This is a genomic window from Acidovorax sp. JMULE5 (assembly GCF_013376875.1).
GTDB classification, from domain to species: domain Bacteria; phylum Pseudomonadota; class Gammaproteobacteria; order Burkholderiales; family Burkholderiaceae_C; genus Acidovorax; species Acidovorax facilis.
Genome location: NZ_CP035951.1, coordinates 3761532 through 3785480 on the forward strand (window position 1 = coordinate 3761532; position 23949 = coordinate 3785480).

Here is a 23949-nt window from a genome sequence, read left to right on the forward strand (position 1 = left end):
ACGAAGGCCACCGAGGCCTGGTCGGGTCATGCCGGTTGATGGAAATTCGTCACGCCCTCTCTGGCAGCCGGGCGGCAATTGTTTGCTGTGCCGACGAAAAGTCGAGCGCTTGAACAGCGTCAATCAGCACGGCCAGGTCCTCTGGGCCCATTAACGCCAGCAAATCTGCGGCCACAGCATCAACCTGCCCCATGGCCGCCAAGTCTTGCCTTTCAAGCAGTTGCACGAAAGCATGAATTCTCTGTAAACCCGCCTCGTCGATGGTGGGGGCTGGCATGTCGCGTGCCTGCGCAGGCACCGGTTCGCGCGATGCGGCGGTTTTCTTTGCGAACGCAGCGCGGGTGTCAGACGAGGCCGCTGTCAACTGCTGCAAAGCGCTATTGAGCGATGCGATCGAACTGGCAATCAATGCGTCAAGCGACGTGCGCTCAGACGGCTGGTTGTCCAGGTCGCGCAGTTGCGCCTCTAGCGTGGACGCAACGGCATGCAGCGGTTTGGCACCCAACATGCCCGAGGAGCCGCGCAGCTTGTGAACGCGCGCTATGAAAGCCGCGCGCGCCTCCGCACTGTGATCTGTGGGCAGCTCGAAATCGGCGTTGCCGTAGTCGTTCACAAAGCGTTGCAGCAAGCCGACAAAAAGGTCTTCATCGCCTTGCAGCAACTTCATCGACACGGCGGCGTCGATGCCCTCAATCTCTGGCCAGTGTGGAGGCGAAGCCTGTGCGGCAGCAGCCTCTCTGATGGCCACCGCAACTGCTACCGGTGTCCCTCTTCGCTTGCTGACATGCTTGTGCAAGGTCCGCACCAAAAGCGCCGGGTCCAGCGGCTTGGTAAGGAACGCGTCCATGCCTGCCGCCTCAGCGCGCCGCCTTTCTTCGGACAGCGCGCCCGCAGTGAGCGCAATGATCGGGATTTCCGTCATGCCCAACTCACGGCGCGCAAAAGACGTGGCCTCATAGCCATCCATGATCGGCATCTGCACGTCCATCAGCACGGCGTCATAGGCCACGGTGTCGGACAGCGAATATTTAAGTGCCTCCACCGCCTCGCGACCGTTTGTCCGGACCTCCACAGTGGCCCCTTCTTTTTCGAGAATTCTGCGCGCAACCTCCAAATTGATGTCGCTGTCGTCCACCAGCAAAATGCGCAGACCTTGAAGCCAAGAGCCGCGCATCGAGTCCAGTCGGGTGCTGGCAATCACGTGGTCATGATTACCGGTGTGCTCTGCCACGGAGGCGTTGACGGCATTGAACAGGGTGGACGGGTTGACGGGTTTGGTCAGAATACGGTTGACGATCCCGAAGCGGTCATGGGCTGCCACTTGATCCCGTTCGTGGGCAGACACCACCAGGGTGGCAGGAAGTGTCGCTGCCCCCAGCCGATCTGCCAACATGTCCAGTGCCTCAATTCCGTCCAGACCGGGCATCTTCCAGTCAACCACCAGCGCGTCGGGCAGTGCCTTGTGTGCATCGGCCAGGTCCTGCATGCGGTGCACCAGCTCGGTGCCTGACGCAACCGCCGTCGTGCGCCAGCCAAAGGCCTGGCACATTCTGGTCAGCCCCTCCAGATCAATTTCGTTGTCATCCGCTATGAACACGGTCAGTCGGTCTTGTTTGGACGCCAAGGGCGACACAAACTCGGTTTCGTCTGGGAGGGCGAACGGCAACTGCACCCAGAACGTACTGCCTTGGCCCAGAACACTTTCTACCCCCACATCGCCGCCCATCAGCTGGGCCATGCGCTTGACGATGGAAAGTCCCAACCCGGTGCCACCAAATCGGCGCGTGGTGGACGTGTCCGCCTGGGCGAAAGGCGTGAACAGGTTCTTCGTTGCCGACTCGGAAACGCCTTCACCGGTATCTATGACGGAGAACTTCAACCAGGCGCGCTGATCCACGGGGGCGGTGCTGTGCACGCGCTCCACCTCAAGCCGTACAGAGCCCTGCTGGGTGAACTTGATGGCATTGCCCACCAGGTTGGAAAGCACCTGGCGAAGCCGTGTCGGGTCGCCCTCCAGTGCCACCGGAAGATCATTCACGTCGCGCGCCTGCAGCACCACACCCTTCGCTTCGGCCTGTGGAGAGTAGAGCTGCACAAGCTCGCTGATCAGTTCGGGCAAAGGAAAGATGACCGATTCGGTGGTCATCTCGCCCGCTTCAATCTTGGAGATGTCCAGAATGTCGTTGATGATTCCCAACAATGAGCGGCCCGCGATCTGGAGCTTTTTCAGGAGCTGACGCTGGTCGTCATCGAGCGATGTGTCTGCCAGCAAATGGGCCACCCCCAGCACCGCGTTCATGGGCGTGCGGATTTCGTGGCTCATGTTTGCAAGAAACATGCTTTTGGCCGTGCTGGCGGTTTCGGCAGCTGCCTTGGCATGGCGCAGGGCCCGGTCCTGGCGGTGCCGTTCCGTCATGTCCTGCGCAATACCGAGGTAGCCCAGAATGTCGCCGTGCGTGTCGCGAATCGCGTTGACGGAGAGCTGCACACGCAGTTGATGCCCGTCTTTGCGCACATACGTCCATTCGCGGGTTTCAAAGCCCAGCCGCTCGGCCTCATGCACAAACGCCCTGAAGCCCTCTACGGGATACCCGTAGCGCTGCGACAGTTCTTCGCCGTAGGCCTCCACTTCCTCTCGCAGATGCAAGGGAGCCGGAGAGCTGATACCCACAAGCTCCTGGGCCGTATAGCCCAACATTTTTTCAGCCCCGGTATTGAAGAGCTTGATGATGCCGTCTTTGTCGGTGGTGATGATGGATTGCTGGGTGGCAGCACTGAGCACTCCACCCAGCATGGCAACCACTTCCTGAAGTCGTACTTCGGCCTCTTTGGCCGCCGTAATGTCCTGGTGTGTTCCGTACATCCATTCGGGCTCGCCCGCAGGCGTGCGGGTGAACGTCCTGCCACGCGACTGGATCCACACCCAGTGCCCTTGCTTGTGGCGCATGCGCATGACGCTCTGGTACTGCGGATTGATGCCCTTGAAATGCTGGTCGAGAAGCGCTTGCGCCTGCGGCAAGTCATCGGGGTGCGCGTGGGCCTTCCAGGTATCAATCGTCGTAGGGCTCAGTTCAGCCAGGGAGTAGCCGATGATTTCCGCCCAGCGCTCGTTGATGATGATCTCGCCGGTCTGGGCGTTCCATTCCCAGGTGCCAACGTGGGTGCCTTCGATGATGTGCGTCAGCCGCTCGCGTTCCTTGCTGATGGCTTGCCGACTCTCCACCACTTCGGTCACGTCATGCACGATCACATAAAAGCCACGCACTTCGCCGCCAACGATGTCGGGCAAATAGTTGGTCAGCGCATGGCGCATTCCTCTGCCGTCGAGACGGGGAATGGCTCTTTCAAACTGTTGCCGCTCACCCCGCAGCGCGGCGTCAATGTAGGACTGATTGCGCGCAAGAAGATCGCCGCCCAGCACGTCCACCATCGACTTGCCAAAAAGAGTGCGCGCATCCATACCAAACCAATCGGTGTAGGCGCGATTGGCAACGCGGTTTCGCAAGTTCTTGTCCCAGTAGCCGATCATTGACGGCACGGAATCCAGCACCGTCTGCAGGTCGTGGCGTGCCGTTTCCAGCTCGGCCGTGCGGCTTTCCACCTGCTTTTCCAGGCTGGCGGCAAGGTCCACCACTGCCTTTTCTGCACGCAGGCGGTCTTGGATGTCGCGGATGAACCGCGCGATGCCGATGATCTCGCCTTGTTCATCACGTATGGGACTTGCCGCTACGGAAACCAGCGCGGGGGCGCCACTCCGGGTTAGTAGCGCTCTGTCCGCGGGCTGTACGTGGCTTTGGGACTTTACCTTTTGCACCAACAACTGTTCTTCGGCTTTTTCGGCCTCCGGCGTCATGCGCTCAATCATGGGCTGACCGATCACGTCGCGCCGTTCATATCCAAACAGGCGCTCCGCGGCCGGGTTCCAGATGATGACTTTTCCGTCCGTGGATTCGCCCACGATGGCGTCTGCGGAGTTCTCCACAATGGTGGCCAGCTGGGCCTGCTGCAGCAGGTTTTTCCGCTTGCGTTCGATGCCAACCCGCGCCGACCCCACCAACAGTGCAATCAGAAGGCTTGTACCCCCCCCGATTGCGAGTACGGCAAGCCAGGAAAACTGGCCCAGGCTTGCAACGAACTCGGGCCGCGCTGTCAGGTTAAAGCGCCACAAACGGCCGTAGATTTCGCGCTCCAGGGTTTGATGAAAAGTGATATCGCCCCCGTCGGATTGCCGGCGGCTGTCGAAAACGGCCTCGGGTGTGGAGGGGTTGGAAACATCCGTGATGGACAGGTCGTACTGCAACTGCGCCATGTTGAAGTCGGCCAACACCTCACTCAATGCCAGGGGTGCGTAGGCCCAGCCGAACGCATTGGATTCACGCTGATCAACCTCTGCAGGGGTGGCGCCGCTGCGGTATACCGGCAGCAGGAACAGCACGGAGCGCTGTGGGTCCCCAGCTGCCTGGATCAGGGTGATGGGGCCGGTGATCGTGGCCTTGCCTGTTTGCATGGCAGACACAGCGGCTTGGCGGCGATTCGCTTCCGATCCTATGTCCAACCCCTGGGCCACACGGTTGCGCTCCACCGGTTCGATGTACTCAATGACGAAGCGTTCTTCAGTGTGCTCGTTCAGTGACTTGATTGAAAAATCCGGGAGTCCGTCTGCCCGTCGGGCTTGCAGATAAGCATCCGTTTGCGGCCTGGGCACCCTTCGAATGAAGCCGAACCCCCGCGCGCCCGGAAACTCTTCCGCGAAATTGCGCGTCTCGGTGTATTGGCGGAACAAGCGTGGGTTGATACCCGTCTCGCCAGCCGTGACGACCACCGCTCTGGCCCCCCGCAGGCCGTACTCATAGAGTTGTATACGCCGCTGCAGGCGCTCAACGACATCCTCGGAGAGCGCTTCAAATCTGGATTGAGCGGATCGGGTGTTGGAATCTTTCTGGTAGCAGGCCAGCAGCACACTCGCCGCAAGCCCGATGGCCAATGTGGCGGCCGTCCAGACCAGTGGGGACAATGACAGCTTGTTCAAGCGCATGGGGTGGTCGTTCTCCGCGTGGTGTTTACGCTCCCATGAGATGGGGCGACGTGGGGCCCGTCCCCGCCCCCCGCCCCATTAAGGGCCGCTACCTGCACATTTTTCGTGCAGCGATTTTCACATTATTGACGCACACTTATCAGCGGAGGGCGAAAGCTTGGCCATATCTGAAAGGCAATACAACATGTCCAGTGGGGCAATCACAGCGCGCGACCATCATGGCGAACAAGCTGAACATATTCTTATCGTTGATGACGATGTCGTCTGCGTGCAAACGCTGCATGCTGTAGTCAAGGACCTCGGGACCGTCGCCTTCACCACCCGGGCCACCGAAGTCTTGAGCCTGGCGAAACGATTGAAGCCCAGCGTGGTTCTTCTGGATATCTCCATGCCAGATCGTGACGGCTATCAGCTGTGTGCTGATTTAAAGAGCTGCCCAGAAACGCAGGACGCCGCCATCATTTTCATCACCAGCAACGGTGATGTGGATCATGAGCTGAAGGCCTTTGAAGTGGGTGCGTCAGACTTCGTTCCCAAGCCTTTCAACATCCAGCTGGTAAGAGCAAGGGTGCAAGTGCAGCTTGCCCTGCGCCGCGAGCAGCGGAGGCTTTGGAGCACGCAGCGTGACTTGGCCGATGTCATCAAGAATGTGCCAGGGCACATCACGTTCTGGGACAGCGACCTCAGATGCCAGCTTTGCAGCGACCAGGACGGCCGCTGGTTTGGTGTTCCACCCGGTGGATTCGCGGGCGCGCCGGTTCGGGCCGTGCTGGCAGAGGAACTGGCGCACAGTGTGCATACGCTGCTGGAACGCCTGCTGCACCAGGCAGGGCGGGACAAATCACCCGCGGACGCCAGCATCGCACTGAGTTACCGCGCAACCGACGGCAGCAAACGGCATATTCATGCGTCGGCTGTGCTGCGGCTGGACGCAAAAAACGCCTGGGGCGCGTTGCTTCTGCTCACGGATGTCACAGCAGTCAGTGCTGCCGAGGCCGCGCTCGGCGAGGAACGCGAGCGCGCGCAGGTCATTTTGAGTTCGATTGGCGACAGCGTGATTGCCACAGACGCTTTGGGCCGCATCACTTACATGAACCCCGTTGCCGAGACGATGACCGAATGGGCGATGGAAGACGCATTGGGTCAACCTATCGAGAGCGTCATGCCCCTGCGCAGCCATGGCGAGGAGGTCACGCTCCAGAACCCCATACGCATCGCGCTCGTGCAGCAAAGAACGGTCGGCATGGCGCTGGACACCTTGCTGGTCACCCGCAACGGCCACCGGGTTCCGGTCGAAGATTCGGCGTCTCCCATTCGGGACGCCGAGGGCAACATTGTGGGTGCCGTGATCGTGTTTCACGACGTGAGTGAGACACGCGCGATGGCCATCAAGATGACCCATCTGGCGCAGCATGACCAGTTGACGGACCTGCCCAATCGCCTGCTGCTGGCAGACCGGATATCGCAGGCCATGCGGTCAGCGGTGGCTGCACATGGCTCGTTGGCGTTAATGATTCTGGACCTGGATCACTTCAAATTTGTCAACGACTCACATGGCCACCACATTGGGGATTTGATCCTGCGCACTGTGGCTGATCGGTTGACCGCTACTTTTTCCAGCGACGCCACAGTCAGCAGGCAAGGGGGTGATGAATTCATGATCCTGCTCCCCGAAATTCAATCGCCTGAACAAGCGCGGCTTCTGGCGCAGGCAGCGATTGATGGGGTGTCCTCGACGATCATAATCGAAGGCACTGATTTCCATGTGGGCTGCAGCGTGGGTATCAGCGTCTATCCTGACGATGCGTTGACGCGAGAGGATCTCATGCGGCATGCAGATTCAGCGCTGTACCGGGCCAAATCCGACGGACGCAATCGCTACAGCTTTCACTCGGCATCCATAGAGCACATGCTCATGCAACGCAGCCGCACAGGAAAAACCCTGCGCGCAGCAATAGACAATGGCAGGGTGGAAGTTCATTACCAGCCACAAGTTGAAGTGCCCAGCCTGAGAGTGGATACCGTAGAGGCTCTTGTTCGGCTTCGAGATGAATCCGGTGAATTGATCGCACCATCAGAGTTCATCGCATATGCCGAGGAGACCGGGCTGATTGTTGCCTTGGGCCGCGCAGTGCTCCTGGATGCATGCAAGCAGATCAAAAATGCGCGCGCTCTGGGTCACAACCTTCATGTGGCTATCAATGTCTCCATCGTTCAATTTGCGCAACCCGATTATTTGGAATCGCTGTGCGAGCTATGTGCTGCGCATGGCGTCAATCCAGAGTGCATTGAGCTGGAGATTACCGAAGGGCAATTGATGCGGGATGCCGATAATATGAAGCACCTTCTTGACCGGCTCCGGCAGCATGGTTTCCGGGTCGCCCTGGATGATTTCGGTACGGGTTACTCCAGTTTGGCCTACCTTAGCCAGCTGCCGGTGGATGTACTCAAAATTGACAAATCATTCGTGTCGCAGCTTGCGACATCACACCAGAGCGTCTCCATAGCGTCGGCGATCATTCAGTTGGGCAAGAGCCTGCAGATGGGGTTGATTGCTGAAGGAGTAGAAACCCAAGGACAAGTAGACCAGCTGTTGGGTATGGGTTGCAACACCATGCAGGGATACTTTTACAGCAAGCCCATGGCTGCAGACGCCTTGCTGGTCTGGCTGGAGCAGAGAAAACAGACACAACCCAGCGTGTAAGCCATTTTGTCGCCAAGGTCCGTAGCCTGTATTGCCTTGAGAGGAGGGAGACAGGGCCGTTTGTAGCTCTCACCCTGATTTCCGAGTTCTGGCTGATACCGCACTTGATGGCCTGTGCAGCAGTTGGCTAACTGCGATGGTTGAATAGTTCAAGCTGGTTGTGCAGGGCCTTATGTGCTTTCGAGATAAGCGGTAGGACCTATTTCGTTCATTGAAGTGCGCCCTTATGAGCCAGCAGTATTCCGGTCTGCCGCCGTTAGTTGCGAGGACAGAGTCTGTTTGGGGGCTCTGTGGCTGATGCCACCGCGGTGGCCCCCTCCCCACCAACGCACTAATCCAGTTTGGCGCCAGATGCCTTGATCAACCTCTCCCACACCGGCCGTTCCTTCGCAATCGCCGCCGCAAACAGCGCGGGTGAGCTGTTCTGCACATCAAAGCCCATGGCCGCAATGCGCTGCGCTACATCGGGTTGCTCGGTGGCCTTGCGTACTTCGGCGGCAATGCGCTCCAGGATGGCAGGGGGCGTGCCGGCGGGTGCGCCAAACGCCAGCCACCCGGCCACGCGGTAGGCCTCGTCGTTCAGGCCCTGTTCGGCCAGGCTGGGCACATTGGGCAGGGTGCCCATGCGGCGCTCGCCGCTCACGCCAATGGCCTTGAGCTTGCCCGCCTCGATGTGGGGCTTGACCTGCAGCGCGCTGGCAAACGCGATCTGGATCTGGCCGCCGAGCAGGTCCTGCACCATGGGCGCCTCGCCCCGGTAGGCCACGTGGCTCATGTCGGCATTCTGCGTGAGGCTCATGTAGGCCCCGGCCAGGTGCGGATACGCGCCCGTGCCGTACGAGCCATAGGCCACCTTGCCCTTGTTGGCCACCACGTACTTGAGCAGTTCGGGCCCCGTGGATGCGGTCACGCTGGGGTGCGCCACCAGCACCAGCGGCGCGATGGCGATCTGGTAGATGGGCGCGATGTCGCGCTCGGGGCTGTAGGGCAGCTTGGTGTAGAGGAACTGGTTGGTGAGCATGGAGTTGCTCAGGCCCAGCAGCAGCGTGTAGCCATCGGGCGCCGCCTTGGCCACCGCGTCGGTGCCGATGATGCCGGCCGCGCCGGGTTTGTTGTCGATAACCATCGGCTGGCCCAGGCCCACGGCCATCTTTTCGGCCAGCACGCGTGCCAGCACATCGGTGGCGCCGCCAGCGGCAAAGGGCACCACGATCTTGATGGGCTTGTTGGGGTAGGCCTGCGCGAAGGCCGACGTGCCGGTGAAAGCGGCGGCCAGCGCAGCGGCGCCGAGCCAGGTGCGGCGGGACATCAGGGGGTGGAAGTGCATCGGTTTGTCTCCTGTCATGGTTATCAAAATTCACTCAGCGGGCTCCGCATGCATGGTGGCGGGCCGGGGCCTGGCTGTCACGCCATGGGCTTATGCGGTCTGGGGGCTCCCTGCGGCGGGGGCGGTGGTAATGCGCACGGTGAGGGGCAGGGGCGCAAGCACCTCGCGCAGGCGGGTGGCCAGTGCGTCTGCCTGTGCGCCGGGGGCCACGGCCACACGCACCGCGTTGTCGCCTTCGGGCTGAACCTCTGGGCGGGGCTGGCCTGGGGCTTCGGCGGCACACACGCCATCCACCAGCGCCTGCACCGTGTGGCAAGCCGCACGCTGGCGCAGCTCGGGCTTGTAGATCTTGCCCACGTTGGTCACGGGCATGTGCTCGATCACCTGCACCCAGCGCGGGCGGGCCACGGCCTCGTCCACGCGTTCGGCGGTGAAGGCCATCAGCTCCGCTTCCGTCACCTGCACGCCGGGCCGCAGCGTGGCGTAGACCACGGGCAGCTCGCCCGCATAGGCGTCGGGCGCACCCACGGCGGCAGCAAGTTGCACGGCGGGGTGGGCGCCCAGCGCGTCTTCGATCACCTTGGGGTCGATGTTGTGGCCGCTGCGGATGATGAGGTCCTTGGAACGGCCGCTCAGGTGCAGGCGACCCTGGTCGTCCACAAAGCCGAGGTCGCCGGTGGCCAGCCAGCCATCGTGGGTAAACGCCTTGGCCGTGTCGGCCGCGTCGAGAAAACCTGAGAACAGGTTGGGGGACTGGAAGAGCACCATGCCCGGCTGGCCGGGTGGCATGTCCTGGTCCGACGCATTGCCCTGCGCATCCAGCGCCACGATGCGCAGCTGGGTATAGGGCAGCCGCCAGCCCACGCAGCCTGCGGGTGCGTTCACACCCGGTGGGGTGATGGTGGAGATGCCGGCCATCTCCGTCATGCCCAGGCTTTCGTGGATGTGCAGGCCAAACAGGCGCTTAAACCGCGCTGCCAGCTCGGGCGCGAGGATGGCCGCACCCGTGCGGCAGTAGCGCAGCGTGGAGATATTGGCGCCGCCCAGCGGCACGTTGGCCAGTGCCGCCAGCACCGTGGGCACGGCCGACAGGTAGGTGCAGCGGTAGCGCTCCACCAGCCGCCAGTAGTTGGCAATCACCTCGCGGTTGCGGAACAGGCCGGTGGTGGGGATGATGGTCTCCACCCCCGCCGACAGCGCAGCCAGCGAGCCCGGCAGTACGCCCGCCACATGGAACAGCGGGTAGCCGTTGATGCCCACGTCCTCGGGCCGTATGCCTTGCATCTGCACGCTGCCCCAGGCGGTGAACACCTGCGCGCCGTGGCTGTGGCGCGCGAGCTTGGGCGCGCCGGTGGTGCCGCCGGTGTGAAAGTACGCCGCAATGTCGGTGGCAGCAATGTGGCGGCCGCTCACCAGGTGGTCGTCGGGGTGCTGGTGGCGCTCGGCCAGGTTCACCAGGCCAGCGGGCAGGGCAGGCGTTGCCTCGGGGGCTTCGTCGTGCGGGGCCACACGCAGCACGGTGGTCAACGTGGGCACCAGGGCGCGCAGGCGCAGCGCCTTGCTCCAGTAGCCCAGATCACCTTCGGCGCCGTAGGCAATCAGTACCTTGGCGCACGCGAGCTGCATCATGGCCGCGATCTTCTCGTCGGTGAGCATGGGGTTGAGCGGCTGCACGATGCCCGCCGCCTCGCCGCCCCACAGGGCCAGGTGGTATTCGAGGCAGCCGGGCAGCAGCACGGCCACGGCGTCCTCTGGCCCCACGCCCAGGTGGTGCAGCAGGTTGGCCGTCTGGTGGATGCCGGTGAGCAATTGCGCGTACGACCAGCGGATGGGCTCGGCGGCAGGGTCGGCCGTGGGCAGAAAGCTCAGCGCCGTCTTGTCGCCAAACGCCGCCGCCGAATTCACAAAGATTTCGTAGGTGCTTTGCACTGGCAGCGCTTCGGCCAGGGGGCGGGCTTCAATCCGTTCTACATCCTGCAGGCTGCGCACCGGGGCACCGGGGGAGAAAGGCGTGTGGAGCGGGGGCATCTGTGGGAGGCGCATGGCGGTTCTCGGGTCTTATGGGGCTGCGGGTCGGTCACCGGCGGGGGGCGGATGCGGCATCGTCCTACCCGGCTGCGCCCGCCGCATGGCCACAGTCTGTCTGTGTGCTGGCGCAAAAGCAGTCGCGCAGATGTCAGAGAGGGTTCAGGACCCCCTGCGAGACCGTCCGCAAGCTCTCAGCGCCGGGTGGTGCTGCGGCACACCCATAATGGACCTTGTTGATTGCCACTGCGCGCTCCGCCGCGCGCCTTCCCTCCATGAACACTCCGCAGCCGCCCAAACGTTTTTCGATGATCCGTGAGTTCCACCTCGCCGACTGGTTCACGCTGGGCAATGCGGTCTGCGGCGTGGGCGCGCTGTTCTCGGTCATGTCGTACCTGGAAACGAACGACGTGCTGCATGTGTACTTTGCGTGCGCCCTGGTGCTGGCCGCGCTGATCTTTGATGTGCTGGACGGCCGCATCGCGCGCTGGCGCCAGAAGAGTTCGGCCATGGGCCGCGAGCTGGATTCATTGGCCGATGTGATCTCCTTCGGCGTAGCACCCGCCATCATTGCCTACGGCTGCGGCATGCAGGGCCTGTATGACCGCATCGTGCTGGCCTACTTCGTGGCCTGCGGCGTGTCGCGCCTGGCGCGCTACAACGTGACGGCCGAAACCCTGTCGGGCGACGACGGCAAGGTCAAATACTTTGAAGGCACGCCCATCCCCACCTCGATCATGCTGGTGGCGTTGATGGCCCTGGCCGCCTACCTGGGCGCTGTGCGCGAGAGCCTGTGGTTTGGAAAGGTGCTCATTGGCGGCTTTACGCTTCACCCGCTGGTGCTGCTGTTCGCACTGTCGGGGTCGTTGATGATCAGCCGGATTCGCATTCCCAAGCTCTGAGCCACTGGCTGCCCTGCCATCTCCTGTCCTGTCGTTCTGGATGTTGAACACCATGGCACTTCAAAAAATCGCAGCGTTTTCCGACGGCACACGGGGCGGCAACCCCGCCGGTGTGTGGATCGGTGACGAGTTGCCCGCCCCCGCCGACATGCAGCGCATCGCTGCCGAGGTCGGCTTTTCTGAAACCGCGTTTGCCGCCCCGCTGGGCGGTGGCCGCTGGCGTGTGCGCTACTTCTCGCCCGAGAGCGAGGTGCCCTTTTGTGGCCACGCCACCATTGCCTTGGGCGCCGCGCTGGCGCAGCGCGAGGGCGACGGCGTGTTTGCGCTGTCGCTGAGCCAGGCCGAGATCACGGTCGAAGGCCGCGGTCAGGGCGATCTGGTGCAGGCAGCGCTGCAGTCGCCCCCCACACGCAGCGGGCCTGTGCCTGCCACGTTGCTGGCCGACGCGCTGGCCCTTTTTGGGCTCAGCGCGGCCGATTTGGACCCGCGCATCCCGCCCGCGCTCATCCACGGCGGTGCCGACCACCTGGTGCTGGCCCTGCGCAGCCGTGCGGTGCTGGCGGCCATGCACTACGCGCTGGACGCGGGCCGCACGCTGATGGTGAGCGCCGGGCTGGTCACCATCGTGCTGGTGTGGGTGGAGTCAGACCGCCTGCTGCACACCCGCAACGCTTTTGCCTCAGGCGGCGTGCTGGAAGACCCGGCCACGGGTGCCGCCACGGCCGCGCTGGCGGGCTACCTGCGCGACCTGGGCTGGCCGCATGGCGGCGCCATCGACGTGGTGCAGGGCGAGGACATGGGCATGCGCTCGCGCCTGCGCGCCGAGATCGGGCCGGTGGTGGGCAGCTCCATCCGCGTGTCGGGCACGGCGCGGTGGATGAGTGACGGCGAATGAGTGTTTGTTGCTATAAATAGTATAGCTAATAGCGCTTGATGGTAAAGCGCTAGGGCTTGTTTTGGCTTGAATATTGCGCTGTGCGCCCAGGCCCTGACGGCGGCAGCGCATCTGGCTGAGCATCTGGCAGGGCGTCCATCTCTTGCCGGAGCCATTGCACCAGACACTGTGTCTCCGGTGACGGGTCTGGGGCCGTGCCGAAGTAGTGCCGCGTCAGCGGCAGCCGCAAGCTGGGCATGGGCGACACCAGCCGCCCCGAGGCCAGGTCGTGGGTGATCAGCGACACCGGGGCCACCGCAAAACCCAGCCCATCCACGGCGGCCTGCAGCACAAAGTGCAGGTGGTCAAACTGCAGGCAGCTGGCGGGTTGGAGCGTCGGTGCGTTCACCAGCTTCTTCCAGCTTTCCCAGTCCTTGCTGCGCGACTTGGACAGCAGCAGCACGTGGGACGACAACGCCTCGGGCCGCGTGACCGGGCGCTGGGCGAACAGCGCCGGCGACCCCACTACCAGCGCCTCGTCTTCCAGAAACGGGTGGACCTGCATGCCTGGCGGCCACCCGCGCGGGCCGCGCCGCAGGGCCAGGTCGAAAGCCTCGGCCGCGTGGTCGGGTGCCAGCGTGCTGGTGATGACCTGGGGCTCGATGTCCGGGTGCTGGGCCACAAAACCCGGCAGCCTGGGGATCAGCCAGCGCACCGCAAAGCTGGGCCGCACGTTGATCTTGACGCTGCGCAGCCCGGCATCGCCCCGCAGCGACTGGGCGGCGGCGCCGATCTGCGCGAGTGCAGGCCCGACTTGCGCGTGAAACTGATGCCCTGCCGCCGTGAGCAGCACCTGCCGCGTCTTGCGCTCGAACAGCTCCACGCCCAGGTGGGATTCCAGCGCCTTGATCTGGCGGCTGATGGCGCTGTGGGTGACGTGCAGCTCCAGCGCGGCGCGGGTAAAGCTCTGGTGGCGCGCCGCCGCTGCAAAGGCGCGGACGGCATTCAGCGGGGGCAGGCGGAGTGACATGCGTGCGATTTTGTCACGCATGGCGCGCAGCAATATCGTTTGTCGCGTCGGGCACCGCCGCGCACCATGCGGGCCATGCCACAGCCTTCAGCCACTCCCTCTGCCTCAGACCTCCACTCGCGCCGCGCCGCCTTGGCGCTGGGCCTGTCACTCCCCGGGGACACGGTGCTCTACCTGCTGCTGCCGATGTTTGCCCCGGCGTTTGGCGTCACCCTGTTTGAAGCGGGCATTCTGCTGGCCGCAAACCGCCTCGTGCGCATTGCGGGCTACGGGGCGGTGGCGCGGTTCTATGCCCGCCATGGCGAGCGCCTCACCTGCTCGCTGGCGGTGCTGGCCGCAGCCGCGTGTGCGCTGGGGTACGCCACCCTCAGCGGCTTCATCGCCTTGTTGGGCCTGCGGCTGCTGTGGGGCCTGGCCTTTGCGGCGCTGAACCTCGCCACGCAGGCGCTGGCCACGGCCGAGCCTGTGGGCGCAGCGCGACGCGCCGGGCAGTCGCGCGCCTTTGCAGCGCTGGGGCCCATGCTGGCCCTGCCCGCTGGCGGTGTCTGCGCGCTGTGGTGGGAGCCCCGGGAGATCTTCTGGGGGTTTGCCGCCGTCGCGTTGTGCGCCTTGCTGGCCACACGGCACTTGCCCGCCCAGCCGCATGCCCTGCCGCCACCGCCCAAGCGCTGGGGCAAGTTGCCGGGCCGCCTGGACCGCTTTTCATTCGTCGAGGGGTTGGTGCTGGACGGCCTGTTCATCATCGGCCTGTCGTATCTGGGCCGCGATGTGCTGCCGGGCAATCCGGTAGTCGTGGCAGGGCTGTTGCTGTCGGTCCGCTACCTGGCCGAGATCGTGCTGAGTGCGGTGGGTGGCGACCTGGCCGAGCGCTATGGCGCCGAAGTGCTGCTCGTGGGTTTCGCCGTGCTCACGTCGCTGGCCCTGGTGGGTTTTGGCCTGGGGTGGCTGTGGACCAGCGCACTGGCCATCGTGATTTTGCGAGCCCTGTTGCTGCCGCTGTTGCCACCGCTGGTGGCGCGCCGCACGCCGGGGCCGGGGCGCATCCAGGCGCTGGCGACGCGGTCGGTCTGGCGGGACCTGGGCGCCGGTGCAGGCCCGGTGCTGGCGGGGGTGCTGCTGCCCATTGCGCCGTCCGCCTGGGTGTATGGCGTCGCAGCCTTGCTGCTGTCAGCCACGGCCATCGCCTGCTGGGCGCCGCGCAGCGACGGATGAGGCACGGATCGGCCATCGCCCCCTTATTACAACCTTCCGTTTTGGAGAAGTCCCCGTGAATATCCACACCACATTGATCCGCTGCGCCGGTGGCACCGTTGACCTGCCCGCGCGGCCCATGAACCACCGCAGCGATGGCGGGCATGTGCTTGTCCACCCGCCGCGCCCCGTCTGGGAACGCAGCGAGCTGACGCCCGAAGAGCTGGCGCATTGGTCGTGCCTGGTGGCCGCCACGGGTCGGGCCATGCTCGACACCTTGCCGCAGCTCGCCGGTGGCTGCCTGAACTACTGGGAGGCGGGCAACAACGCGCTGAACCCACTGGCCCATCCCCAGGGGCCGAAAATCCCCGCGCTGCACCGCAAGATGCACCTGCATGTGTTCGGTCGAAGCCCCAGGGCCACGCACCCGGACTGGCTGTGGGGCGAACCGCCTCGGTTCCCGAATTTTGCGCAGTCTGAGGCTTGGACCCAGCAGTTCACACGGCTGGAGGACGATGAAGGCGCCGCGCTGGGTGCGCGCATTCAGGTGTTGCTGGATACGCGGTATGCACTGAGCCTGGTGGGCTGACGGCACCTGAATGCAAAGATTTGCTATTAAAAATATAGCTATAAACGCTTTATGGTGAAGCGCTAGGCCGTATTTTTTATGCAAACTCTTTTGCCACGGGTACTACGCCACCGCAGGCCGCCGATTCACCAGCACGATGCCCGCCGCCACCAGCACCAGTGCCGCCACCAGCCCCGGCGTGACCGGTTCGCCCAGCCACAGCGCGCCAAACAGCAGCGCAAACACGGGTGTGAGAAACACAAACACCGAGATCTTGGTGGCAGGGTAGTGCGCCAGCATCCACATCCAGGCCAGGTAGCTCACAAACGCGCCCACCAGGGCCTGCACCAGCAGCGAGCCCCAGGCAAACGCGCTGAACTGCCAGACCCAGGACTCGCCCAGGCCCAGCGACAGCGCGGGCAGCACCGCCGTGCTCACGCTCACCTGGTAGAACAGTTGCTTGGCCGGGGCCACGCGCGCCAGGGGTGTGGTGCGGATGACCACCGTGGTCAGCGCCCACATCAGCCCGGCCGCCAGCCCGAGCAGATCGCCCAGCCATGCCTGGGGCAGGGCGGCATTGGCAGGGCCCAGCAGCCCGTCGCCCAGCGCCAGCCCCACGCCCACAAACGCGGCAGCCAGGCCCAGCCACTGCCAGCCCTGCAGCCGCTCGCCGGGGATGAAACGCGGCAGCAGCAATGCCACCCAGAAAGGCGAGGCATACAAAAACACCGTGAGCCGCGAGGCGGTGGTGTACTGCAGGCCCAGATAGATGCACGCGAACTCGCCCGCAAACAGCGCCCCCGCCAACAGCCCGGCACGCGTGGCCCCGGCGGGCTCGCCCGCGCCGGAAAGGCCTACACCACGCCACAAGCACCAGGCCGCTACCGCGACCGTGGCCAGCGCAAAGCGCACAAAGGCCTGGAACACGGGCGCCACCTCGGCCACCGTGGCTTTCACCAGCACCTGTTGGAAGCCCCAGAACATGCAGCAGGCGAGCAGCAGGGAGATGGCGAGGGCGTCGATATGGGTTTTGCGGGCAGACAGGGACATCGGTCGATTATGAAAGGCAAGCCTTGCGCTTCAGATCGCCTGTGTGCCGTGACCTTCTGGCCCTGCGCAGCGCCGCGGCGACGACAGGCAACGCCAAGCGTGGGTCGCTGGTCCTACAGCGGTTGCGCCTTTGGCGGACGCTGCCAGGCGGGTGATCTGGTTAGTGTGTGGCTTTCGGGTACGCACCAACTCTGCACCACCCTGCGGCGAAAGCCTTTGCCTTTGCCCTTCAAAGATCCAACATGAACGTATCCCACACAGATCCGTACCGCGCCGCGCCAAGGAGCGAAGGGCAAAGGCATGGACGGCACAAGGACCGGCTGCTGTCCGGCGCTGCACTGCTGGTTTTGGTCGTCCTGGTGCTGGGGTTTATGCGGCTGTGGCCAGCGATGCAGCAGCCATCGCAGACCACAGGAGCGCTGTTCTTGGGCGCCGACCTGGCGAACCCTGTAGACACATCACCCGCGAAGGTCGCGTCGCCAGCGCCGCAGCCAACCCAGGTACCGCGCAGGGCACAGTTCGGTAAGGAGCCCGCCTCGGCCGAAGCCCGCCAGATCGCGGCGTGGGCCTTGCACTCGGGTGACAACCAGAACCGCGCGGTCGTGGTGGTCGACAAAATGCACGCAAAGGTCTATGTGTTTGACCGCGACGGTGCGCTCCAGGGCGCGGCCCCGGCGCTGATGGGGTCGGCCATCGGCGACCACACCGTTCCCGGCGTGGGGGACAAGCCCGTCGGCCAGGTACTGCCCGAAGAGCGCACCACCCCCGCAGGCCGGTTCGTTGCCGAAACCGGTTTGAACGCCAATGGCGAAGACGTGGTTTGGGTGGACTACGACGCGGCGGTCTCCATGCACCGAGTGCGGGCCAACGTCAAAGCCGAGCGTCGGTTGGAGCGGCTGGCCTCCAGCACCGCCGCAGACAACCGTATCTCCTTCGGTTGCATCAACCTTCCCGTCTCTTTCTACGAAAAAGTGCTGAGCCCCCTGGTGCGTGGCTCGGGCGCTGTGGTGTACGTGCTGCCCGAGACACAACCGGCCGCCGCATTTTTTGGCGCCTATGACCTGCCTGCGCAGTGATGCCCATTGACCCACGGTGTGTGCGGGCTTGTTGAACAGGGTGTTTTCGGAGTGCGATGCAAGACCCACACCGTGCAGGCCCGTCCCTGTCCGACACGCGCTCCGGTCTCCAGCTGACGTGGCGCCAGCCGCAAACAACTAGCCTGGGTACAGCTGGCGATGTTGCTGGCGATTTCCAAATTCACCACACACCAAGGAGTCTCCACATGACTGCATCGAACACACTCAAGACATTGCTCGCGGGCCTGGCTACCGTCGCCGTTGTGGGCACCGCTATGGCGCAGGGCACGCCACCCACCACCGCAAGCCCCAACGCTGCCACGGGCGCGGGCCAGCAAAGCTCGCAAGGCACGCCGATGGGCACCACGGGCGTTGGCGGTGGGGGCGCCGCGACGGCGACCACGCAAGCCGCTCCAGCACCTGCCGCTGCAGCCCCCGTAACCACAGACAGGACCATGTCGGGCTCCGGCGGTGCGACAACCCGCCCCATGCGCGCTGACCGCAACTAAGCCGGGGAACCCTGGCAATAGCAAGAATGCCGGGTACGCCCGGCTTTTTTGTGGGTGAGGGCGCGCGAACAGTGCAAACACGCCGTGAACAAGCGCTTACGTGGCCCCACGGTACACTTTGCGCCTTCTGAAACGGTTCCCGCGCTCCTTTCCACACCCCATTCATGGCCCTTACGACGGCGGCCCAGGCCCGCACCAGCTTTGACCTCAAGAGCGCCTCGCTGCCCGTGGTGGCCGTGGTGCTCAAGACCACCGACGCCGCGCAGTTCGCCGCCGACCTGGCCGAGCGCGTGGCCGACGCCCCGGGCTTTTTTGACAACGACCCCGTGCTGATCGACCTGGCTGCCGTGCGCGAGGCCGAGGTACCCATCGACTTTGCTGCCATCGTGGCCGAGCTGCGTAGCCGCAGCACCCTGCCCGTGGCCGTGCGCGGCGGCAACCCCGCCCAGATGGACGCTGCGCGCGCCGCAGGGCTGGCGGTAGCGCCCGATGCACCGCCTGCCCGTGCCGAGGCCCCCGCCCCCGAGGTGCGCGAGGTCATCCGCGAAGTCGTGCGCGAGGTGGAGGTCGTTCGCGAAGTGCCCATGCCAGGCCCCGGCACCGTGGTGGTGGACAAGCCCCTGCGCTCCGGCCAGCAGGTGTATGCGCGCGGCGCCGACCTGGTGGTGATGGCCGTGGTGAGTTTTGGCGCCGAGGTCATTGCCGACGGCAACATCCACGTCTATGCCCCGCTGCGCGGCCGTGCGATTGCCGGCGCGCGGGGCAACACCGAAGCACGTATTTTTTCGACCTGCCTGGAGCCGCAGCTGGTCTCCATCGCGGGCATCTACCGCACCACCGAGACCGAGTTGCCCGCCGATGTGCGTGGCAAGCCAGCCCAGGTGCGGCTCGACGGCGAGAAGCTCATCATCGAGCCGCTGGCCTGAGTTCCCATTTCATTCGTACCAACCCCACAGAGAATCAGCAACACATGGCCAAAATCGTCGTCGTGACCTCCGGCAAGGGTGGCGTGGGCAAGACCACCACCAGTGCCAGCTTTGCCACCGGCCTCGCCCTGCGCGGCCACAAGACTGCCGTGATCGACTTTGACGTCGGCCTGCGCAACCTCGACCTCATCATGGGCTGCGAACGCCGCGTGGTGTATGACCTGATCAACGTGATCCACGGTGAGGCCAACCTGAACCAGGCGCTCATCAAGGACAAGCAGTGCGACAACCTGTTCGTGCTGGCCGCCAGCCAGACGCGCGACAAGGATGCGCTCACGCAAGACGGCGTGGAAAAGGTGCTCAAGGACCTGGCCGCAATGGACTTTGAGTACATCGTCTGCGATTCGCCTGCCGGCATCGAAAGCGGCGCGCTCATGGCCATGCACTTTGCCGATGAGGCGCTGCTGGTGACCAACCCCGAAGTCTCGTCGGTGCGCGACTCCGACCGCATCCTGGGCATGCTCGGCAGCAAGACCAAGCGTGCGATTGAAGGCGGTGAGCCCATCAAGGAGCACCTGCTCATCACGCGCTACAACCCCAGCCGCGTGCAGGACGGCCAGATGCTGAGCCTGGAAGACATCCAGGACATCCTGCGCATCAAGCTGATCGGCGTGATCCCCGAGTCGGAAGTGGTGCTGCAGTCGTCCAACCAGGGCACGCCCGCCATCCATGCCCAGGGCACCGATGTGTCCGAGGCCTACAAGGATGTGATCGACCGCTTCCTGGGTGCCACCGACAAGCCGCTGCGTTTCATCGATGCGGAAAAGCCAGGCTTCTTCAAACGCCTGTTCGGGAGCAAATAAGCCATGGCTTCTTTCCTGTCCTTCCTGCTCGGCGAGAAGAAGAAAACCGCCAGCGTCGCCAAAGAGCGCCTGCAGATCATCCTGGCGCACGAGCGCAATGGCCGCAACGCCGCCGAGCCCGACTACCTGCCTGCGCTGCAGCGCGAGCTGGTGGCCGTGATCTCCAAGTACGTCAAGATCAACCCCGAAGACCTCAAGGTGCACCTGGAGCGCCAGGACAATCTGGAAGTGCTGGAAGTCAAGATCGAGCTGCCCGATACGGTGCGATAGGCAGCCACTGCCACAGGGCCACGCACTCCCATCGTGCCCCGGTATCGCCCCAGACCCTGCCCCGCAACCCTGCACGGCAGGGTTTCTTTTTGGGCCGGCTCCGTCTGATTTGGCCTGACAATTGCTAACCGTACTAGGGTAATCCCTGATATTTCGGCAATAAGGCTCCTGTGGACACAACCTGGAAACTCAGCTGGCAGCGCGCACGCAACCATGAAGGCGTCACGCGCGGCGCGCGTGCCCTGGTGGCCTTGGCCGCCGTGCTGGCTTATGGCTGGTGGGCCGACTGGCAGGCCGAGCTGATGCCGGTGCTGCTGGGGGTGATCGCCAGCGCGCTCACCGAAACCGACGACAGCTGGCGCGGACGCATGCGGGCGCAGTGCCTGGCACTAGCGTGTTTTGGCCTCATGGCCGGTGCAGTCTGGGCGGCGGTGTCCTGGCCCTGGGTGCTGATGGGGGTGATGGCGCTGCTGGCCTTCGGCATCACCATGCTGGGGGCACTGAGCGAGCGCTACCGCGCCATTGCCTTTGGCTCGCTCATCCTGTTCATCTATGCGGGGCTGGCCGCCCACAGCAGCCGTGCGGGCGCGGGTGACGCCATCCCCCGCATGCTGGCGGGTGCGGCCTGGTACGGCGTGGTGTCGGTACTGTGGCATGCCGTGCTGCCGCGTGCGCCGGTGCGTTACCGCCTCGCCAAGCTCTACGCCATGCTGGGCGAATACCTGCGCCTGAAGGCGCTGTTGCTGGAGCCGGTGCGGGATGTGGACCTGGAACGCCGCCGCATGGCGCTGGCACTGCACAACGGCCGCGTGGTGGACGCCCTCAACGCCACCAAGGAGAGCCTGATCAGCCGCATGGGTGCCGGCGCGCCCCCGCTGTGGCTGCAAACGGCCATGCACCAGTACCTGGCGGCGCAGGACGTGCACGAGCGCGTGAGTTCGTCGCACGAGCACTACGACCTGCTGGCCCAGTCGTTCTTTCACAGCGATGTGCTGTACCGCTGCCAGCGCGTGCTCACGCTGCTGGGCGAACAGGCGCTCAAGCTGTCGGTGGCGATCGAGGCGCAGTCCGTGCCCCAGCATTGGGGCGTGACGGCCCGCGCCATCGAGGACATGCAGGCCGCTGTGGCGCACCTGGAGTCCCAGGCGCAGTCTTGCGGTGTCGTGTCCGCACCCGCTGAGGCCCGGGCGTTGCGGTCGCTGCATGCGCTGGGCGACAACCTGACGGCGCTGGCCGGGGTGTTTGCCAGTGCGCTGGCGCTGCCAGCCGGCAACGCCGAAGTGGCGGTGGACCACGCACTGTTTGACCGGGAGCCCCGCAGCCTGCGCGATGCCTGGACACGCCTGCGATCACACTGGCAGCTGCAGTCTCCCTGGCTGCGCCACAGCCTGCGGCTGAGCCTGTCTCTCGTGGTGGGCTTTGCCATCATGCAGGCCACGGCCGACCCGCATGGATACTGGATCTTGCTGACCATCGTATTCGTGAGCCAGCCGCAGTACGCGGCCACGCAGACGCGGCTGATGGAGCGCGCCAAGGGCACCGCCATGGGGCTTGCGCTGGGGTGGGCGGTGATCCAGCTGTTTCCGGGCGAGCTGGTGCAGGCCGCCTTGCTGGTGCTGGGGGGCGCGGTGTTTTTTGGGGCGCGGCACACCCGCTACACCCTGGCCACGGCGGCGGTCACTACCTTGCTGCTGCTCAGCTTTCACCAGATGGGCGCGGCCAGCGGCGTGATCTCCGCGCGCCTGCTCGATACCGTGGTGGGCTGCCTGATCGCGGCCGTGGCCTCGTGGCTGGTGCTGCCGTCGTGGCAGTCGCGCCACTGGCCCCGGCTGGCGGCCCAGGTGCTGCAGACCCAGGCGTTGTACCTGCGGGAGATCCTGGCGCAGTACCAGGGGGGCAAATGCGACCACCTGGCCTACCGCCTGGCCCGGCGCAATGCCCACAACGCCGATGCCGCACTGTCCAATTCGTACAGTGCCATGCTCAAGGAGCCCTTGCATGTGCGTGGCAACGCTGAGGTGGTGGGAAATTTCCTGTGCCTGTCGCACACCCAGCTCAACTACCTGTCGGCCCTGGGTGCCCAGCGCGGTGGTGCGGCAGCCCAGCCCATGGACGAGGCCACACGCGAACTGGCGCAAAGCCTGCTGGCATCCCTTCAGCAGCTGGCGCTGGAGCTGGAACGTGCGCAGCAGTCAGGCCGGGTGCGCAAGGCCCACAGCGCCCCGGCGGTAGCCCAGGTGCTGCGCGAATGGGGCACGGTACCGGCAGCGCCCAGCGCGCACAGCCTCATGGCGGCGCAGCTGCAGCTGGTGGGCAAGGTGTTCCCGCAGCTGCAGGCGCAGGCGCGTCAGTTGGTGGCGACGCAATAGCGTGGGGAGCTTGTGGCGCGTGCGGGCGGCCACAACGGAGTCAACGCGCGTGCTTGGCGAACTTGCCCGCAAAAGCCTGTGCAATGCTGAGCCCGCGTTGCCCTGCGACCAGCGTGGCGGTCTGCCCGGCGGCGATGGTGCCAGGCCGGTCCACCGCCAGATAGTAGCCGCAGCAGCCCGCCACCGCCATGGCGCGCCCGGCCTGGGCAAAACCCATCACGGCATTGAACTTGAAGCAGGGTTCGCGGGGCGCCGCCACGCGCAGCACGCAGTCGGGGAAATGCCACTCGTCGCCCACAAACACCTCATGCTCCAGCGGCCCGTCAATGGTGAGGTTCTCGCCCATGAAGCCCGGTGGCAGCGCTTCGTCGAACAGGCTCACGCCCCGGTCGCGCCGCTGTGCCTGCCAGAACGCATAGTGCGCGGCGGGGTAGGCGTAGACGGCCTTGGCCAGGCCGCCGTGCACGCTCAGGTCGGCCTGCTCGTCGCCCGCCAGCCCCAGCGGACCCACGGCCACGGAGCCGGTGACGGATGTTTTGCCGATGGCGGTGAGCACCGACCGCTCACCCACTTTCAGCCGCCGGGCGAAGCCGACGTTCACGTGGCGTGCGACGACGAAAGGCGCCGTCACAGCGGGTGCTCGGTGTAGAACTTGCCGCCGTGGTACAGCAGGGGCGAGATGCCTTCGCGGTGTTCGCAGCGCTCGACTTCGCCCACAAAGATGGTGTGGTCGCCCTCCTTGTACTGGCTGCGGTTGAAGCACTCGAACGTGGCGGCTGCCCCGGCCAGCAGCGGGGCGCCGCTGATGCCGGGCCGGTGTTCCAGGCCTGCCCAGCGGTCGATGCCGCGCGTGGCAAAACGCTCGGCCAGCGCCTTCTGGTCTGCGGCCAGCACGTGGATGGCGTAGTGCGAGCCATCGGCAAAGGTGGGCAAGGTGCTGGCGCCGTGCGACAGGCTCCACAGCACCAGCGGGGGCGCCAGCGACACCGAATTGAAGGAGCTGGCCGTGAGCCCCACCAGGTCGCCCGCAGCCGTGCGGGCCGTGACGATGGTCACGCCCGTGGCAAACATGCCCAGCGCATCGCGAAACTCGCGCGTGGAGAAGCTCGGTGGCAGGGCGAGGGTGGGGCGGGGGAGCGAAGGGTTCACAAAAGCGGTGCCAGCGGTGGCAGCATGGGGGAGCAACTATTATCAGGCGCCACCCACCACCGCGCTGTTGCGGGGTTTACT

18 protein-coding genes are annotated in these 23949 nt (G+C 64.8%); 11 read left to right on the plus strand and 7 right to left on the minus strand.

Annotation, left to right across the window (positions count from 1 at the left end; translation table 11 throughout):
* Positions 1–49: 49 nt before the first annotated feature.
* Entirely contained in the window at positions 50–5035 is a 4986-nt protein-coding gene (locus EXV95_RS17105) for a PAS domain S-box protein (protein WP_176887790.1), read from the minus strand.
* A 157-nt stretch (positions 5036–5192) separates the two neighbouring features.
* On the opposite strand from EXV95_RS17105, the gene EXV95_RS17110 reads away from it, so the two are divergent.
* Positions 5193–7739, plus strand: a complete 2547-nt coding sequence (locus EXV95_RS17110) for an EAL domain-containing protein (protein WP_176887791.1) — start codon at positions 5193–5195, stop codon at positions 7737–7739.
* A 331-nt stretch (positions 7740–8070) separates the two neighbouring features.
* Here the strand turns inward: EXV95_RS17110 and EXV95_RS17115 are convergent, their stop codons facing one another.
* Both EXV95_RS17115 and EXV95_RS17120 read right to left on the minus strand, forming a co-directional pair.
* On the minus strand, positions 8071–9066 hold the full coding sequence (locus EXV95_RS17115) for a tripartite tricarboxylate transporter substrate binding protein (RefSeq protein ID WP_176887792.1): 996 nt from the start codon (positions 9064–9066) through the stop codon (positions 8071–8073).
* Between the two features lie 90 nt (positions 9067–9156).
* Complete coding sequence (locus EXV95_RS17120; protein ID WP_176887793.1) at positions 9157–11109, minus strand: acyl-CoA synthetase; 1953 nt, start codon at positions 11107–11109, stop codon at positions 9157–9159.
* 257 nt (positions 11110–11366) lie between these two features.
* Between EXV95_RS17120 and pssA the strand changes: the two genes are divergently transcribed.
* Positions 11367–11993 (plus strand): CDP-diacylglycerol--serine O-phosphatidyltransferase, encoded by a 627-nt coding sequence (gene pssA, locus EXV95_RS17125; RefSeq protein WP_176887794.1) that lies wholly within the window; start codon positions 11367–11369, stop codon positions 11991–11993.
* 52 nt (positions 11994–12045) lie between these two features.
* A complete protein-coding gene (locus tag EXV95_RS17130; protein ID WP_176887795.1) occupies positions 12046–12888 on the plus strand; it encodes a PhzF family phenazine biosynthesis protein in 843 nt (280 codons plus the stop codon).
* A 49-nt stretch (positions 12889–12937) separates the two neighbouring features.
* Here EXV95_RS17130 and EXV95_RS17135 read toward each other — a convergent pair whose 3' ends face one another.
* Positions 12938–13897, minus strand: coding sequence for a LysR substrate-binding domain-containing protein (locus EXV95_RS17135; RefSeq protein ID WP_176889086.1), 960 nt, complete (start codon positions 13895–13897; stop codon positions 12938–12940).
* A gap of 66 nt (positions 13898–13963) precedes the next feature.
* Between EXV95_RS17135 and EXV95_RS17140 the strand changes: the two genes are divergently transcribed.
* Both EXV95_RS17140 and EXV95_RS17145 read left to right on the plus strand, forming a co-directional pair.
* Positions 13964–15109: an MFS transporter gene (locus EXV95_RS17140; protein ID WP_370460089.1), complete on the plus strand. Its 1146-nt coding sequence runs from the start codon at positions 13964–13966 to the stop codon at positions 15107–15109.
* Between the two features lie 55 nt (positions 15110–15164).
* Positions 15165–15677 (plus strand): hypothetical protein, encoded by a 513-nt coding sequence (locus EXV95_RS17145; protein WP_176887797.1) that lies wholly within the window; start codon positions 15165–15167, stop codon positions 15675–15677.
* Between the two features lie 102 nt (positions 15678–15779).
* Here EXV95_RS17145 and EXV95_RS17150 read toward each other — a convergent pair whose 3' ends face one another.
* Positions 15780–16706: a DMT family transporter gene (locus EXV95_RS17150; protein ID WP_176887798.1), complete on the minus strand. Its 927-nt coding sequence runs from the start codon at positions 16704–16706 to the stop codon at positions 15780–15782.
* 242 nt (positions 16707–16948) lie between these two features.
* Between EXV95_RS17150 and EXV95_RS17155 the strand changes: the two genes are divergently transcribed.
* The 6 genes from EXV95_RS17155 (at position 16949) to yccS (ending at position 22719) form a co-directional block, all read left to right on the plus strand.
* A complete protein-coding gene (locus tag EXV95_RS17155) occupies positions 16949–17782 on the plus strand; it encodes a hypothetical protein (RefSeq protein ID WP_176887799.1) in 834 nt (277 codons plus the stop codon).
* A gap of 206 nt (positions 17783–17988) precedes the next feature.
* Positions 17989–18291: a hypothetical protein gene (locus EXV95_RS17160; RefSeq protein ID WP_055397269.1), complete on the plus strand. Its 303-nt coding sequence runs from the start codon at positions 17989–17991 to the stop codon at positions 18289–18291.
* A 164-nt stretch (positions 18292–18455) separates the two neighbouring features.
* On the plus strand, positions 18456–19217 hold the full coding sequence (gene minC, locus EXV95_RS17165; RefSeq protein WP_176887800.1) for a septum site-determining protein MinC: 762 nt from the start codon (positions 18456–18458) through the stop codon (positions 19215–19217).
* Between the two features lie 44 nt (positions 19218–19261).
* On the plus strand, positions 19262–20080 hold the full coding sequence (gene minD / locus EXV95_RS17170; RefSeq protein WP_176887801.1) for a septum site-determining protein MinD: 819 nt from the start codon (positions 19262–19264) through the stop codon (positions 20078–20080).
* Positions 20081–20083: 3 nt separating this feature from the next.
* Complete coding sequence (gene minE, locus EXV95_RS17175; protein WP_010465263.1) at positions 20084–20350, plus strand: cell division topological specificity factor MinE; 267 nt, start codon at positions 20084–20086, stop codon at positions 20348–20350.
* Between the two features lie 170 nt (positions 20351–20520).
* Positions 20521–22719 (plus strand): YccS family putative transporter, encoded by a 2199-nt coding sequence (gene yccS / locus EXV95_RS17180; protein ID WP_176887802.1) that lies wholly within the window; start codon positions 20521–20523, stop codon positions 22717–22719.
* 40 nt (positions 22720–22759) lie between these two features.
* On the opposite strand, the gene EXV95_RS17185 is transcribed toward yccS, so the two are convergent.
* A complete protein-coding gene (locus EXV95_RS17185) occupies positions 22760–23350 on the minus strand; it encodes an MOSC domain-containing protein (RefSeq protein ID WP_176887803.1) in 591 nt (196 codons plus the stop codon).
* Entirely contained in the window at positions 23347–23868 is a 522-nt protein-coding gene (locus tag EXV95_RS17190; protein ID WP_055397294.1) for a flavin reductase family protein, read from the minus strand. The genes EXV95_RS17185 and EXV95_RS17190 overlap by 4 nt, the downstream gene beginning before the upstream one ends.
* Positions 23869–23949 lie beyond the last annotated feature (81 nt).